Source organism: Streptomyces sp. NRRL F-525 (assembly GCF_000716605.1).
Taxonomy (GTDB): domain Bacteria; phylum Actinomycetota; class Actinomycetes; order Streptomycetales; family Streptomycetaceae; genus Streptomyces.
Genome location: NZ_JNXE01000054.1, coordinates 1 through 15,292, shown reverse-complemented (window position 1 = coordinate 15,292; position 15,292 = coordinate 1). Strand labels below are relative to the sequence as shown.

13 protein-coding genes are annotated in these 15,292 nt (G+C 68.7%); 7 read left to right on the top strand and 6 right to left on the bottom strand.

Features of this window, described 5'->3' with window-relative positions:
* Positions 1-6: 6 nt before the first annotated feature.
* The 4 genes from OO69_RS44480 to OO69_RS44465 form a co-directional block, all read right to left on the bottom strand.
* On the bottom strand, positions 7-831 hold the full coding sequence (locus OO69_RS44480; RefSeq protein ID WP_033286708.1) for a carbohydrate ABC transporter permease: 825 nt from the start codon (positions 829-831) through the stop codon (positions 7-9).
* Complete coding sequence (locus OO69_RS44475; protein WP_033286707.1) at positions 828-1,787, bottom strand: carbohydrate ABC transporter permease; 960 nt, start codon at positions 1,785-1,787, stop codon at positions 828-830. Before OO69_RS44475 ends, OO69_RS44480 begins: the two co-directional genes overlap by 4 nt.
* The gene (locus OO69_RS44470; protein ID WP_033286706.1) at positions 1,784-3,079 is read right to left on the bottom strand and encodes an ABC transporter substrate-binding protein; all 1,296 of its coding nucleotides are present in this window, start codon (positions 3,077-3,079) and stop codon (positions 1,784-1,786) included. Before OO69_RS44470 ends, OO69_RS44475 begins: the two co-directional genes overlap by 4 nt.
* Positions 3,080-3,269: 190 nt before the next feature.
* Positions 3,270-4,454, bottom strand: coding sequence for an MFS transporter (locus OO69_RS44465; RefSeq protein WP_199811151.1), 1,185 nt, complete (start codon positions 4,452-4,454; stop codon positions 3,270-3,272).
* Positions 4,455-4,537: 83 nt separating this feature from the next.
* On the opposite strand from OO69_RS44465, the gene OO69_RS44460 reads away from it, so the two are divergent.
* The 5 genes from OO69_RS44460 (at position 4,538) to OO69_RS44440 (ending at position 10,860) form a co-directional block, all read left to right on the top strand.
* Complete coding sequence (locus OO69_RS44460; RefSeq protein ID WP_033286705.1) at positions 4,538-5,509, top strand: LysR family transcriptional regulator; 972 nt, start codon at positions 4,538-4,540, stop codon at positions 5,507-5,509.
* A 480-nt stretch (positions 5,510-5,989) separates the two neighbouring features.
* Positions 5,990-6,796 carry a hypothetical protein gene (locus OO69_RS52230; protein WP_158713493.1) on the top strand — a complete coding sequence of 269 codons (807 nt, stop codon included), beginning with the start codon at positions 5,990-5,992 and terminating at the stop codon, positions 6,794-6,796.
* A 185-nt stretch (positions 6,797-6,981) separates the two neighbouring features.
* Entirely contained in the window at positions 6,982-9,114 is a 2,133-nt protein-coding gene (locus tag OO69_RS44450; RefSeq protein WP_033286703.1) for a glycosyltransferase, read from the top strand.
* Entirely contained in the window at positions 9,111-10,436 is a 1,326-nt protein-coding gene (locus tag OO69_RS44445) for an acyltransferase family protein (protein ID WP_033286702.1), read from the top strand. The genes OO69_RS44450 and OO69_RS44445 overlap by 4 nt, the downstream gene beginning before the upstream one ends.
* Positions 10,437-10,605: 169 nt before the next feature.
* A complete protein-coding gene (locus OO69_RS44440) occupies positions 10,606-10,860 on the top strand; it encodes a hypothetical protein (RefSeq protein ID WP_033286726.1) in 255 nt (84 codons plus the stop codon).
* Positions 10,861-11,040: 180 nt separating this feature from the next.
* Here the strand turns inward: OO69_RS44440 and OO69_RS44435 are convergent, their stop codons facing one another.
* Positions 11,041-11,376 (bottom strand): winged helix-turn-helix domain-containing protein, encoded by a 336-nt coding sequence (locus OO69_RS44435; protein WP_051801721.1) that lies wholly within the window; start codon positions 11,374-11,376, stop codon positions 11,041-11,043.
* Positions 11,373-11,840, bottom strand: a complete 468-nt coding sequence (locus OO69_RS44430) for a hypothetical protein (RefSeq protein WP_158713492.1) — start codon at positions 11,838-11,840, stop codon at positions 11,373-11,375. The genes OO69_RS44435 and OO69_RS44430 overlap by 4 nt, the downstream gene beginning before the upstream one ends.
* Positions 11,841-12,062: 222 nt before the next feature.
* Between OO69_RS44430 and OO69_RS44425 the strand changes: the two genes are divergently transcribed.
* Complete coding sequence (locus tag OO69_RS44425) at positions 12,063-13,418, top strand: nitrate/nitrite transporter (protein WP_033286700.1); 1,356 nt, start codon at positions 12,063-12,065, stop codon at positions 13,416-13,418.
* Positions 13,419-13,545: 127 nt separating this feature from the next.
* On the top strand, positions 13,546-14,706 hold the full coding sequence (locus OO69_RS44420) for a uroporphyrinogen-III synthase (protein WP_033286699.1): 1,161 nt from the start codon (positions 13,546-13,548) through the stop codon (positions 14,704-14,706).
* Positions 14,707-15,292 lie beyond the last annotated feature (586 nt).

Sequence of the window (15,292 nt, the reverse complement as noted above, 5' to 3'; positions counted from 1 at the left end):
CCCTTACTACTTGACGGCACCCACGGCGATGCCGCGTGTGAGGGTCCGCTGGAAGACGAGGAAGAAGACGATGGCGGGCAACACACCGAGCAGGGCAGCCGCGTTGGTCATCGTGGCGTCCATCAGGCGCTGGCCCTGGAGGACGCCGAGGGCCACCGACACGGTCTGGTTGTCGTTGGAGATCAGCATGACCAGGGGGAGCAGGAACTCGTTCCAGGTCCAGATGAAGAAGAAGACCAGCAGGACGCCGATCGTGGGGCGGCTGACCGGGACCACGATCCGCCACAGCACCTGCCACTTGTTGGCGCCGTCGATCCGGGCCGCTTCGAGGATCTCGCGGGGGAACTGGCCGAGCACGGAGGAGAGGAGGTACGTGCCGAACGCCGCCTGGATCACCGTGAACACGATGATGACGCTCAACCTCGTGTCGTACAGGCCGACTTGCTTGCTCAGGTAGTAGATCGGGTAGACCAGCGCCTCCTGCGGCAGCATGTTGGCGAGGACGAAGAAGGCCAGGACCCACGTGCGGCCCTTGATACGGCCGATGCCGATCGCGTACGCGTTGAGGACGGAGAGCGCGGCGGCGAGGACGGCCACCGAGCCGCTGATCAAAGCCGAGTTGAAGAGTTTCTGGCCGTAGTCGACGCGTTGCCAGAAGTCCTTGAGGCCGTCCAGGTAGACGCCGTTGGGGAGGCTGAGGGGGCCGTGTTCGGAGTACTCGGCCGGTGACTTCACGGCGTTGACGACGACGATCAGGAACGGCACGACCATGAAGAGGGCCGCGATGCACAGGGCGATCAGTACCGGGTAGCGGCGCAGGGCGGTCGTCATGCGCGGTCACCTTCCTCCGCGCGGGTCTGGAGTTTCAGGAAGGCGAGGGAGAGGACCAGGATGATCACCGTCAACACCGTTGATATCGCGGCTCCGTAGCCGACCTGGGTCTTCTCGAAAAACGTGGTGAAGGAGAAGTAGGACGGGACGTCGGTCGCGCCGCCCGGGCCGCCCTTCGTGAGGACGTACACCGCGCCGAACACCTTGAGCGCGGCGATCGTGCACCAGGTCAGGACGACGTATATCTCCGGACGGATCTGCGGCAGCGTGATGTGCCAGAAGCGGCGCCACCAGCCGGCGCCGTCGAGCTCGGCAGCTTCGTAGAGCTGGGGGTCCACGCGTTGCAGCCCGGCCATGAACACCACGAGAGGGAAGCCGAGTTGGACCCAGACCATGACGCCCATGACGCTGTAGAGCGCGAGGTCGGGGTCGCCCAGCCAGTCCTGCTGCCAGGAGCCCAACCCCACTGCTTTCAGGAGGGCGTTGAGGGAGCCGTTGTCGGGGGCGAGGATCCAGCTCCAGACGATGCCGGCGACCGCGATCGGCAGCACCTGCGGGAGGTAGAAGCAGGCGCGGAGGATCGCGGCGATGCGGGTGCCGAAGTGTTTGGCGACGTAGTCGAACAGGGCGGCGGCCAGGACGAGTCCGACGACCGTCGGTACGGCCGCCATCGCCACGACCATGAACAGGCTGTGCCGGAACGACGCCCAGAACTCGGAATCGTCGAGCAGGTCACGGTAGTTGGCGAGGCCGGTCCACTTGGGGTCGCCCACGCCCTGCCAACTCGTGAAGCTCACGGCCGTGTTCATCAGGAACGGGACGACGATCACGGCCAGGGCCGCGAGGGCGCCTGGGAGGAGGAACAGGGCGTAGGAGTTGCGCGGGCGACGGGCCGGGTGCCTCATGGCGTCACGCTTGTCGAGCACCCGGCCGTCCTTCTCGACGGTGACCGTCATGTCGACGGGACGCCCTTGTCGTACGCCTTCTGCAGGTTGCTGAGATAGGCGTCCGGCTTCTCGCTGTTCGTGATCAGCTTCTGGGTCTCGGAGACGAGGACGTCGTAGAAGCCGGGGACCGGCCAGTCCGGGTAGAAGGCGAGGCCGTCACGGGCGGAGACGGTGTTGAAATTGGCGATGAGTTCCTTGGACTTGGGGTCGGTGATCGCGGAGGTGTCGGCCGCGACCGGGATGCCGCCCTTGTTGCCCATCAGGTTCTGGATCTTCTTCGACAGGGTGATGTCGATGAAGTCGTAGGCGAGTTGCTTGTTCTTGGCGCCCTTGGGGACGACCCAGATGTTGCCGCCGGAGCCGAGGGTGAGGTTCGAGCCGGGCCACAGCGTCGTGTCCCAGTCGAACTTGGCCTCCGTCTGGAAGCGGCCGTACCACCAGCTGCCGGAGAAGAGGATCGGGGCCTTGCCCTGGATCCAGGAGACTCCGGCGTCTTCGGCCTTCGTGGAGCTGGACGTCTTGGCGATGTAGCCCTTCTTCACCCAGTCGGCGAAGGTCGTCGCCGCGTAGGTCCAGGCCGGGTCGTGGAAGTCCGTCTTGCCCTTGTACAGCTCGTACTTGTCGACCCAGGCGCGGTCGGCCTTCGAGAGGGCGAGCTGGTAGAGGTACTGCTGGGCGATGTACTCGGCGCCGGCGTTGGCGAGGGGGGTGATGCCCTTCGCCTTGAACTCGCCGAGTGCGGTGGTCAGTTCGTCGAAGGTTTTCGGTTCGGCGATCTTGTACTTCTTGAAGAGGGCCTTGTTGTAATAGACCATCGTGTACTCGCCGTAGTCCGTGACGCCGTACCACTTGCCGGAGCCCATCACCCCGTTGGCGTTGTAGACGTCCGTCGTGCCTACGCTCGCCGGGATCTTCTTGTCCCAGCCGCGCGCCTTTGCTTCGGCGGTGAGGTCGGTGAGCAGGCCTTGTTTCGAGAGCAGGCCTGCCGTCGCGTTGCCCTTGTTGTACTCCATGATGTCCGGGGCGTCGGAGGAGTTGAGGACCATCGGGGCTGTTTTTTGGATCTGCTCGAAGCCCTTCTCCTCGAACTTCACCTTCACGCCCGGGTGTTGGGCCTCGAACTCCTTGATCGCCTCGTTCCAGGCCACGCCCATCGCGCTGTCGGGGCCCTCGTAGTGCCAGAGCTTGAGGGTCTTGGCGTCCGAGGAGCCGTTGTCCGAGCTGCCGCCGCAGGAGGTGAGGAGCAGGGATCCGGTGAGGATCAGTGCGGCTGTCGTTGCTCGCCGTTGTGTCGTCAGCATCCAGTGCCTCCAGGGGAGTCGGAGGGGGTCGAATCGATTCGACGAGGGGTGTCGAAGCGCTTCGATGGAGGAAGGTATGTAGGGGCTGTGGGGGCGTCAATGGGTGCGGCAGGGATTGGGGCAAGCGGTTCGATGGGTTGTGGGTTGGGTACGGGTCCGGTGGGGGCTGGTCGCGCAGTTCCCCGCGCCCCTAGGGGGTTGTCCTGCCCTGAACTTCGATCAGTAGGGCGCTTGTTGCTGCCGCAACTGGTAGCCAGAGTGCCGCCGTTGGTGAGGCATGGTCCGTTGTCCAACCCGCTGCCGCCGAGCCGCATGCGATTCCCGTCAGCAAGCCCGTCACCGCCAGGCTCATGCCTTCGTTCAACCTGCCCTCGGGAGTGCGGTGTTGGACGAGTGTCATCGCGGTGATCATCGTGGGGGCCGTCGCCATGCCTGCCAGTAGCAAGGCCGTCGCCAGCGCGGGGAGGAAGTTCAGCGTGCTTGCTGCCAGCAGGGGCAGGGGCATCAGGGTGGTCATCGCCAACAGGCAGCGGCGCAGACGGTGTTCCGGTCGGCCCGGCGGTTTTCGCCTGCCGTAGAGCAGGCCCGCCGCGCAGGAGCCGGCCGCCTGGAGGGCCAGTATCGCGCCGCCCGCCGTTCGGTGGCCCGCCTCGTCCGCGTACGCGAGGGTCGCTACCTCCATCGCTCCGAACACCGCACCGGTCGCGATGAAACCGGCGATCAGGGATGGGATGCCGGGGGTGCGGAGAGGTGAACTGCCCTTTGGGGCCGGGCTTGGTGGGGGTTCCGTGGCGCGCTGGGCCGTGAAGATCAGGGTGCCTGTCACCAGCAGGACCGCCCCCGTCAGCGTGCCCGCCTCCGGGAAGAACGTGCCGCACAGGAAGGCCGCCAGCGCCGGGCCCAGCATGAAGCACAGCTCGTCCGCCGCCTGTTCGAAGGAGTTCGCCGTGTGGAGGGCCTCGGGGGCGTCCGCGAGGAGGTGGGTCCAGCGGGCTCGGGACATGCCGCCGGTGTTGGGGGTTGTCGCGGTGGCCGTGTACGCGGCGAACAGGGTCCAGTCGGGGGCGCCGTAGTGGACGCAGAGGAGGAGGGCGAGGGAGCCGAGTGCCGCAACTGCCGTTGCGGGTAGGGCTGTTCGGGACTGGCCGTGGCGGTCGGTCAGCCTTGCCATCCATGGGCCCGTCAGCGCTGTCGCCGCCAGCCCCGTTGCCGTCACCGCGCCGGCCAGGGCGTACGAGCCCCGTGTACCGGCGATCATCATGACCGCGCTCACGCTGAACATGCCTGCGGGGAGGCGGGCGATGAGGTTGCCGGCGGTGAAGGCTCGGGTGCCGGGGATCGTGAACAGGCGGCGGTAGGTGGTGTGTTGGGGCATGCGGTAAGCGTCGGCCGGAGTGGATCACCGGGTCCAACACCTGGTCCGCGTCGATTCACGCACCTGCGTTGTAAGTTCGCCGGATGCCTGCCCACGTGGACCCCCGACTCCTCCGTGCCTTTCTCGTCGTAGCCGAAGAGCTGCACTTCACCCGCGCGGCCGCCCGCCTCTACGTCGCCCAGCAGGCGCTCAGTCGTGATGTGCGGCGGCTGGAGCGGGAGTTGGGGGTGGAGCTGTTCGTGCGGACCACTCGGCAGGTGGTGTTGTCGGCGGACGGTGAGCGGTTGGTGCCGTATGCGCGGCGGGTGCTCGGGGCGCAGGAGGAGTTGCTTGCCGCGTTTCGGGAGGTCCGGGCCCGGCCGCTGCTCGTCGATCTCAACTCGCCGGGGCTGGGTACCGGACGCCGTGTGCTGCGCCGGGCCCGTGAACTCGCCCCGGAGCAGGAGCTGATGGCCCGCTACGAGAGTGGACTGGCGGGCGCGGTGGGGGAGTTGACGGCGGGGCGGCTCGATGTGTCGTTCGGGCGGTTCGCGGGGCTGGAGCCGGGGTTGCGGGCCGGGCTCGATCATCAGCTGGTGCGGTACGAGCCGATGGCGGTGCTGTTGCCCGAGGGGCATCCGTTGGCGGCGCTCGCCGAGGTGCCCGTCGACGCGCTCGCCGGGGAGACCGTGTACGCCGGTGCCGGGAATCCGCGTACCCCGGAGTGGACGGATCTCGCGCGCCGGTTGTTCGAGGGGCGTGACATCAAGGTTGCCGCGCCCGCACCCATGGCCGTAGGCGAAGAGGAGTTCGAACGGGTCATGGCGAGGACGGGGACGCCGATTCTCGCCGTGGTGGATTTTCCGGCCATGCCCCGGACCGTGCTGCGGCCACTGGTGGACCCGGTGCCGTTGTCCGCCGTGTCGCTCGTGTGGCGAAAGGGGCTGGTGCACCCCGGATTCGATGCGCTTCGACGTGCTGCGGTGGAGATCGGCAGGGCCGACGGATGGCTGCGGCGGCCGGTGAACGGATGGATTCCAGCCATCGACGTGGACATGCTAAAAAGGAGAAAATGACGCATCCCGGCACATGGAGTGCTCCCTGTGCGCTACCTTCAGGGCCTGAGCACGGTGTGGTAAGGGGGGCGCGAGGACCGGGTGGGGGCCCGGTTCGGCGGCGTGTGCTCAGGGTCGTTTGCGCACCCGGAACAGTCCCGTGGGGGGATGTGCGTGCGCATGGAAAAGTGGCGAGAAGACGCCCAACCGGAATGGCCCCAAGCTGCATCCGCGACCAGAGACGTACCGGTCATAGGCGGAGAGGCCCAGGAGGCGTTTTCGGACACCGAAGCGACCGGAACAGCCGGGGAAACCAGAGGAACCAGAGGATCAGAAATCCTGGAGGGCGGCCGGCATGCCGCCAAGGTCGGTCGCAATATCGGCGCGGACGGTCGGCATGGCGGCACAGATGGCCGGCATGCGGGCAAGGACAGCCGTCGTACGGCCAAGGACGGTCGTCGTATACGGACCGGGTGGCCCGAGCCGCCCGCCGGTAAGGACGTGAGGAACGGATCCGTCGCCGGTGCCGGGATCCTCGCCGATCCCTGGGGCGCTTCGGTGGAAACGGGGGCCGGTGCGGCCGATCCCGACGAGGTGACCGTTCAGCTCGACGGGCCCGCCCCGCAGGGGGAGGCCGGGGGCAAGCCCGGCGCCGGCAACGACGGGTCCGACCGGCCCGTCTTCGTCGACGAGTCCGGGCGTCGCAGCCGTAGGTACCGGCGGTTCGGTATGGCCGTCGGCATCGCGTGCGCCGTGTACGCCGTCGTCATCGTCATCACGCTGCTGTCCGGGAGTTCGGACGCGCCGTGGCTGCCGGTGCCGGGGCAGAAGGACGACGCGCCCGCGGGCAAGGTCGACACCTCGCCGCAGCCCGCCGAGTCGGGGCACCCGTCCGGTGGCAGCGACAGCGTGGCGCCGGGGAACATCCCGACGGCGAGCGACGGTACGACACCGTCGCCGGGCGTCAGCGTGAGCGGCTCGACCGGCGCGTCCGCGAAGCCCGGCGCCAAGGCGAGCACGTCCGCGTCGCCCGGGGCGTCCGCGAGCAAGAGCGCCTCGGCACCGACGGGGGGCGGCGCGAGCAATCCGGTCGTACAGCCCTCGCGGTCCTCGGCCCCGCCGTCGGCCGATCCGTCCCCGTCCACCAGCGTGAGCGCGCCGGTCGATACGACGCCGAGCCCGAGCGCGACGACGGGCACGGGCACGGTGGCCGACGCCCCGAGCACCCCGTCGCCCGTGGCGCAGGGGCCGGCCGCGCCTTCCGAACCGGCGCCGGTCCCGTCCAAGACTCCGGAGCACATCCTCTGATGGCATCGCACAACCGCCGCCCCAGGGCCACGCACCAGGCCCCGGGCGGCCGTCACGGAGCAACTCCGGCAGGTCCGGTGGATCCAGCAACTCCTGCTGCCCCGAAGGGAGTTGGGCCCGGCGCCCGGAAGGGGGAGAAGCCCGAGCGCCGCGCCTCCCGCGATCCCCGGCGCCGTCGCCTCTCCATGCGGTTCCTGCTGCCGATGCTGCTCCTCGTCGCGCTGCTGGCGATGCTGATGCTGCGCGGCTACGTCCACAGCGAGATCCTGGCCGACCACCGCATCCGCCCCGAGGCGGCGACCGACAAGGTGCCGGACAAGATCCTCGACGGCGGCCCGGTCATCGACACCCGCAGCGGCCGTACGACCAGCCTGGACGTGCCGGACCACGACATCGTGCTGACCTTCGACGACGGCCCCGACCCGACCTGGACGCCCAAGGTCCTGGACGTGCTCAAGAAGCATCACGCGCACGCCGTCTTCTTCGTCACCGGCACGATGACCTCGCGCTACCCGGAGCTGGTCAAACGCATCGTGGCGGAGGGCAACGAGGTCGGCGTGCACACGTTCAGCCACCCCGACCTGTCCTTCCAGTCGAAGAAGCGCATCGACTGGGAGCTGTCCCAGACGCAGCTCGCGATCACCGGAGCGGCCGGCATCCGTACCTCGCTCTTCCGCCCGCCGTACTCGTCGTCCGCCGACGCGATGGACAACCTGTCCTGGCCGGTGACCGAGTACATCGGCACCCGCGGCTACATCACCGTCGTCAACAACACGGACAGCGAGGACTGGCAGAAGCCCGGCGTCGCGAAGATCATCAGCAACGCGACCCCGCGCGGCGGCAAGGGTGCGATCGTCCTGATGCACGATTCGGGCGGCGACCGCCACCAGACGGTCGAGGCGCTGGACAAGTTCCTGCCGGAGATGCAGGCCAAGGGCTACCGGTTCGACAACCTCACCGAGGCCCTGGGCGCGCCCAGCGCGCTCACCCCGGTGACCGGCGTCAACCTCTGGAAGGGCAAGGCGTGGATCTTCCTGGTCCAGGCCGCGGACGACATCACGGGCGTCCTGGTCGTCGGCCTGGCGATCACCGGCTCGCTCGTCATCGCCCGTTTCGCGCTGATGCTCCTGCTCTCCGGCATCCACGCCCGCCGGGTGCGCCGCAAGGACTTCGCCTGGGGCCCACCGGTGACGGAACCGGTCTCGGTCCTGGTCCCGGCGTACAACGAGGCCAAGTGCATTGAGAACACGGTTCGTTCACTCATGGCGAGCGAGCATCCCGTCGAGGTGATCGTCATCGACGACGGCTCGGCGGACGGTACGGCGAGAATCGTCGAGGCGATGTTCCTGCCGAACGTCCGGGTCGTCCGCCAGGTCAACGCGGGCAAGCCGGCCGCCCTCAACCGCGGCCTGGCGAACGCCAGTTACGACCTCGTCGTCATGATGGACGGCGACACGGTCTTCGAACCGGCCACCGTACGGGAGTTGGTCCAGCCCTTCGGCGACCCGCGCGTCGGCGCCGTCGCGGGCAACGCCAAGGTCGGCAACCGGGACTCCCTCATCGGCGCCTGGCAGCACATCGAGTACGTGATGGGCTTCAACCTCGACCGCCGGATGTACGACATCCTCCGCTGCATGCCGACGATCCCGGGCGCCGTGGGGGCCTTCAGGAGAAGCGCGCTGGAGCGGGTCGGCGGCATGAGCGACGACACGCTCGCCGAGGACACCGACATCACGATGGCGATGCACCGGGACGGCTGGCGGGTGGTCTACGCCGAGAAGGCGCGGGCGTGGACGGAAGCCCCGGAGACGGTCCAGCAGTTGTGGTCCCAGCGCTACCGCTGGTCCTACGGCACGATGCAGGCGATCTGGAAGCACCGGGGCGCGCTGCTGGACCGGGGCCCGTCCGGCCGCTTCGGCCGCGTAGGCCTCCCGTTGGTGGCCCTGTTCATGGTGATCGCCCCGATCCTGGCCCCGCTGATCGACGTGTTCCTGCTCTACGGCCTGGTGTTCGGCCCGACGGAGAAGACGTTCCTGGCCTGGCTGGGCGTGCTGGCGATCCAGGCGTTCTGCGCGGCCTACGCCTTCCGCCTCGACCGCGAACGCATGACCCACCTCGTCTCCCTGCCCCTGCAACAGATCCTCTACCGCCAACTCATGTACGTCGTCCTGCTCCAGTCCTGGATCACCGCGCTCACCGGAGGCCGCCTGCGCTGGCAGAAGCTGCGGCGGACGGGGGTTGTGGGGACGCCGGGGGGTGCGGTGCCGAGTCCGCGTAGCGGTAGCGGTAGCAGTAGTGACCGGAGGACTGTCGCATGACGCACGGATACACGGCGGGGACGGGCACGAACCCGGAGCGTGGGCGTGGGCCGGGGGTGCGGTCTGAGGCAGACTCCGAGTCGACGCCGGCGTACGGGATTCCCCAACAGCGCCAGCAGGAACCGGAGTTGGCGCCGGAGTCGGCATCGGCGCCGGCGAAGGGCAAGGGCGGCGGCCGGGACCGCTACCTCGACCTCCTCCGCTCGATCGCCCTCGTCCGGGTCGTCGTCTACCACCTCTTCGGCTGGGCGTGGCTGTCGGTCCTGTTCCCCTCCATGGGCGTGATGTTCGCCCTGGCGGGTTCGCTGATGGCCCGCTCGCTGAACCGTCCCGCGCTGGGTGTGATCAAAGGCCGGCTACGGCGACTGCTGCCCCCGCTCTGGGCGTTCAGCGCGGTGGTGCTGGTGATGATGTTCGGGATGGGCTGGAACCCGCTCAAGGACCCTGACCTGGGCGGCACTTGGTGGGGCGCGGCGAAGGTCTTCGACTACATCGTGCCGTTCGGCGCCCCGCCGTATCCGGAGCATCTGGGTTCGGAGTCGGGCCTGTTGGAGAGCACGTGGGCGGACCAGGCGGCGGGCCCGTTGTGGTACTTGCGGGCGTATCTGTGGTTCGTGATCGCGTCGCCGTTGCTGCTGTGGGCGTTCCGCAGGATCCCCTGGGCGACTCTGCTGGCACCCTTGGCACTGACGGCAGTTGTGGGCACGGGCCTGGTGACCATCCCCGGCGAGACGGGCAACGCGGTCTCCGACTTCGCGGTGTACGGCGGCTGTTGGGTCCTGGGCTTCGCGCACCACGAGGGCGTACTGAAGCAGGTCCCGCGCTACCTCGCGGTGTCGGGCGCGACCCTGATCATGGGCTTCGGGCTGTGGTGGGCGTCGGGTCATCTCGGCCCGGACGGCTGGGACTTGAACGACATCCCGCTCGCCCAGGCGGCCTGGTCCTTCGGCGTCGTGGTGATCCTGCTCCAGTACGCGCCGTCCTGGCAGACGTTGCCGGGGCGACTGGCCAAGTGGGACAAGCTGGTGACCCTGTCCAACAACCGCGCCGTCACGATCTACTTGTGGCACAACCTCCTCATCATGGCGACTGTGCCGATCATCGACCAGCTGTACAACCTCCCCTTCATGGAGAGCGACGCGGCGACGTCGTTGCTCGACAAGGCGGACACGTTCCTGATGTTCCTGTTGATCTGGCCGCTCATCGCGGTGGCGATCCTTGCGTTCGGGTGGATCGAGGACATCGCCGCCAAGCGGAGTCCGAGGTTGTGGCCCAACGGGGTTGTGCGGGGCCGGAGTCGGCGGAAGGGGGCGTCTTCCTAGACGGAGACGGAGACGGAGGCGGAGACCGGCCGGGTAGGGGTTCTCCACCTCGGCGGGGGCTACGGTGGCTCCGACCTCCGATGGTCTCCACTCCGTACGGTCTGTCGGTTCAGGAAGGTGCGACTTGTCCACGCGAACGGGCTTTTCCCTTCAGGGGCGTCACAACCCGATGCAGTTCTTTCTCCGCTTCACGGCCCTGACGGTTGAGGTCGACGGCCAGGCCCAGAAGGGTGCGTGGAGCAGCCGCTTCGTACCGCTGACTCCCGGCTCGCATCGGGTCGACGTCTATTTCCGCTACCTGTTCAAGGCCCGCTGCTGCGAGGCCGGTACGACCGTCGAACTCCGCGAGGGACAGGTGGTCGAGCTGGAGTACCGGGCCCCGCAGCTCATGACATCTCCTGGTCGTCTTACGGCCGTCCACTGAGCTGCCTCAGGCGGAACGCCGGTGCGGTAGGCCGCCCTGTCGCTTGATGCGGTGGGTGAGCCGATGCTCGATCTCGTACTGCCGCACGGGCGCCGCTACTTCCCCGCCCGCCACCTGGGTGTACGCCCTCCACGGGCACGGGATGCCCGAAGTCCTGGACGTGGCCGAGCTGTTGACGGCCTATTCCCCCGTGCCGGTGTCCGCCTGGCCCGCGGCGAGTCGCGCCGCGTTCTGCAGCCAGGTGAGGTGCTCGGTGAACGCGGTGCGGCCCTCGGGGGTGAGCCGGAACCAGGTTCGCGGGCGTCGTCCGACCGCGCCCTTGCGCACTTCGAGGTAGCCGGCGTCCTCCAGGATCCGGGACTGCTTGGACAGCACCGAATCGCTCACCCCCACGGTGTCCCGTACGACGGAGAACTCCACCCACTGCGGGCCGGCGGCGAGCAGTCCGCAGATCGACAGCCTGGTCACCGGGTGAATGATCTCGTCCAGCCGCCCGCGTCCTTCTGGTCCGGTCATCGGGATACCGCTCGCCCTTGCCGGATGTCGTAGCGGATCGCCGCGTTCTGCCACAGCAGGATGCCCACCACTGCCGCCACCACGACGGTGGCCAGGGTGATCGCGAGTGCGGTGTCCCCTTTTCCGAGCAGCACGTGTTCGCCGGCGACGGATGCCAGCGCCACCCCGAACGTGACCCACATGACGGGTCGGGCCGACGGGTAGATCGTGTCCCGGCCCCGGTACTTCACGCCGGTGGTGCGGACCAGCAGCCGGCCGAGGCCTATCTGGACCAGGATCAGCACCAGCAAGGAGCTTTGGCCCACCGACTCGGAGATGTGCCGCGGCTGCAGGAACGGCAGGGCCAGCACCCCCGCCATCAGCAGCGCGGTCGCCGCCAGGTACCACCACGGAAGCCTCAACCGCTGGGCCAGCGCCGTCCGTTGCTGTTGAAGCTGCTCCAGATCCCGCGAACTGTCGTTCATGACGACCTCCATCACGTGGCATGTACTTTCCACAGTGGAAAGTACATGCCACGTGGAGGGGCCGCAAGCCCCGTGACCGCCCCACCACCTCACCGCGCCCCACCCCCGCCCGTGAGAGCAACGTTCCCTTCCGGTCACTCACAGCCACGGCACGGAAACGCACCCTGCCTACCTTCGGGATGCATCACCGCTCGTTACCCCGTAGTGCACCGTGGAGGCGTCATGACAGCCACTGGCAAGTGGATCGAGCACTGGGACCCGGAGGACGAGACCTTCTGGCGGGAGACCGGTGAGAAGGTCGCCCGCCGCAACCTCGTCTTCTCCGTGCTCTCCGAGCACATCGGCTTCTCGATCTGGACCCTGTGGTCCGTGCTGGTGCTCTTCATGGGCCCGGAGTACGGGCTGACCCCGGCCGACAAGTTCCTGCTGACGTCGATGGTCACGCTGGTCGGCGCGGTCGTCCGGGTGCCGTACACCTTCGCGGTCGCCGTCTTCGGCGGGCGGAACTGGACGATCGTCTCGGCCAGCCTGCTGCTCATCCCGACCATCGCCGCGTTCGTCGTGATGAAGCCGGGGACCTCCTTCGACACCTTCCTCTGGATCGGCCTGCTGGCCGGCATCGGCGGCGGCAACTTCGCCTCCTCCATGACCAACATCAACGCCTTCTTCCCGTTGCGGAAGAAGGGGTGGGCTCTTGGGCTGAACGCGGGTGGGGGCAACATCGGCGTGCCCGTGATCCAGCTGGTCGCCCTCGCGATCATCGGCGCCGGTGGCGGGCCGCGCGTGCTGCTCGGGATCTACATCCCGCTCATCCTCGTCGCCGCCGTCCTCGCCGCCCTCTTCATGGACAACCTCACCTCCGTCAAGAACGACACCGGCGCCGCCAAGGACGCCGCGCGCGACTGGCACACCTGGATCATGGCGTTCCTGTACATCGGCACGTTCGGGTCGTTCATCGGGTACGCGTTCGCGTTCGGGCAGGTGCTTCAGGTGCAGTTCGGCCGTACGCCGTTGCAGGCCGCGTATCTCACCTTCATCGGCCCGCTGCTCGGCTCGCTGATCCGGCCCGTCGGCGGATGGCTCGCCGACCGCTACGGCGGCGCCCGCATCACCCTGTGGAACTTCGTCGCCATGGCCGCCGCGACCGCGATCCTGGTCGTCGCCAGCATGCAGAAGTCGCTGCCGTTGTTCGTGACGGTGTTCATCGTGCTGTTCGTGCTCAGCGGGCTCGGCAACGGGTCGACGTACAAGATGATCCCCGGCATCTTCCAGACCAAGGCGCTCGCGAAGGGGCTCGAAGGGGATGAGGCCGCGGCTTACGGGCGTCGGCTCTCCGGGGCCTCCATGGGGCTCATCGGGGCCGTGGGCGCGCTCGGCGGGGTCGGCATCAACCTCGCCTTCCGGCAGTCGTTCCTGTCCTCCGGCTCGGGGACCGGCGCGTTCGTCGCCTTCCTCGTCTTCTACGGCCTCTGCTTCGGGGTGACTTGGGCCGTATACCTTCGTCGCCCTACCGCCCCGGCTCGTGCCAAAGCTTCCGCATCGGAGGCGAAGTCGCAGCTCAGCTATGCCGAGGTGTGACGTAACACCGGCGACATAAAGCCGAACCGAGCCTGTCACGCGCCGTTGACAGGCTCGTTCGGCATGTAGGTACCGCCGTACCACCGAATCCACGGCCGCATGTACGACTACGTTCGGGACGAGAGCCATGCACGAGGAACAGCAGCCAGCGGAGCGCGCGCAGCACGGGCCCCTCTCGGGGTTCACCGTGGGCGTCACCGCCGCGCGCCGTGCCGACGAGCTGGGGGTACTGCTCCAGCGGCGCGGCGCGGTGGTCGTGCACGCGCCCGCGCTGCGCATCGTGCCGCTCGCCGACGACAGCGAACTGCTCGCCGCGACCAAGGAGTTGATCGGCGAGGCACCCGATGTCGTGGTGGCTACGACCGCGATCGGGTTCCGGGGGTGGATCGAGGCCGCCGACGGGTGGGGGCTCGGGGAGGCGCTCCTGGACCGGTTGCGTGGGGTGGAACTGCTCGCGCGCGGGCCCAAGGTCAAAGGGGCGGTGCGCGCCGCCGGGTTGACGGAGGAGTGGTCGCCGTCGTCCGAGTCCATGGCGGAGGTGCTGGACCGGTTGCTGGAGGAGGGCGTCGAGGGCCGCCGGGTGGCCATCCAGCTGCACGGCGAACCGTTGCCCGGTTTCGTGGAGTCGTTGCGGGCCGGGGGAGCGGACGTCGTCGTAGTCCCCGTGTACCGGTGGATGCCGCCCGAGGACATCGCCCCGCTGGACCGGCTCCTCGACGCCACGGTCTCCCGGGGTCTGGACGCGCTGACGTTCACCAGCGCACCGGCCGCCGCGTCACTCCTCTCCCGCGCCGAGACCCGGGGCCTGCTCCCCGAACTCCTCGCCGCCCTCCACCACGACGTCCTCCCGGCCTGCGTCGGCCCCGTCACCGCGCTCCCGCTCCAGAACCACGGCATCACCACGGTCCAGCCCGAACGCTTCCGCCTCGGCCCCCTCGTCCAACTCCTCTGCCAGGAACTCCCCGGCCGCGCCCGCACGTTGCCCATCGCGGGCCACCGGGTGGAGATCCGCGGCCACGCGGTCCTGGTCGACGGCGCGCTACGACCGGTCCCACCGGCCGGCATGTCACTCCTCCGGGCCCTGTCCCGCCGCCCGGGCTGGGTCGTCGCCCGCGCGGAACTCCTCCGCGCCCTCCCCGGCGCCGGCCGCGACGAACACGCCGTGGAAACAGCAATGGCCCGCCTCCGCACGGCACTTGGCTCCCCGAAGCTGATCCAGACGGTGGTGAAACGGGGGTACAGGTTGGCGTTGGATCCGGCGGCCGACTCCAAGTACGCCGACGAGTGAACCGGTGTCAGGGCGGGGCGCTAGGGCGGGGTCGATGGTGCGGGGTGCCGATGCCGACGTAGCTGGGGGCTCCGCCCCCAGACCCCCATCGGCCCCGAAAGGGCCTCGTCCTCAAACGCCGGACGGGCTGAATTTCGCCGACCTGTCCTGAAAAGCGAACAAGCCCCCACGAGCCGACCCGCATGACGCCGCCCTGCACCAAGAAGCGAGCCCGCGCAGGCTGGATGCCGCCGCCCTGTACCGAGCACCCACCCGGCACTGAAGGCGCTTCCCGCACCAAGACCCGCCCTGCGCCAGAAGCGAGCCGGCGCAGATTGGATGTCGCCGGCCTGCATCGAGCGCCCACCCGGCACCGAAGGCGCCCGCCCTGCACCAAGACCCGCCCCGCACCAAGAAGCGAGCCCCGCAAACTCGATCCCCCCGACCTGCACCGAGCGCCCACCCGTACCGAAGGCGCCGCCCGCACCAAGACCCGCCCTGCGCCAGAAGCGAGCCCCGGCACTAAAGGCGCCCCTCCCCGCAGCAAGAGCCCACCCGGCACCGAACGCGCCACCCCGCCCCAAGACCCCGCCCCGCCCCAAGACCC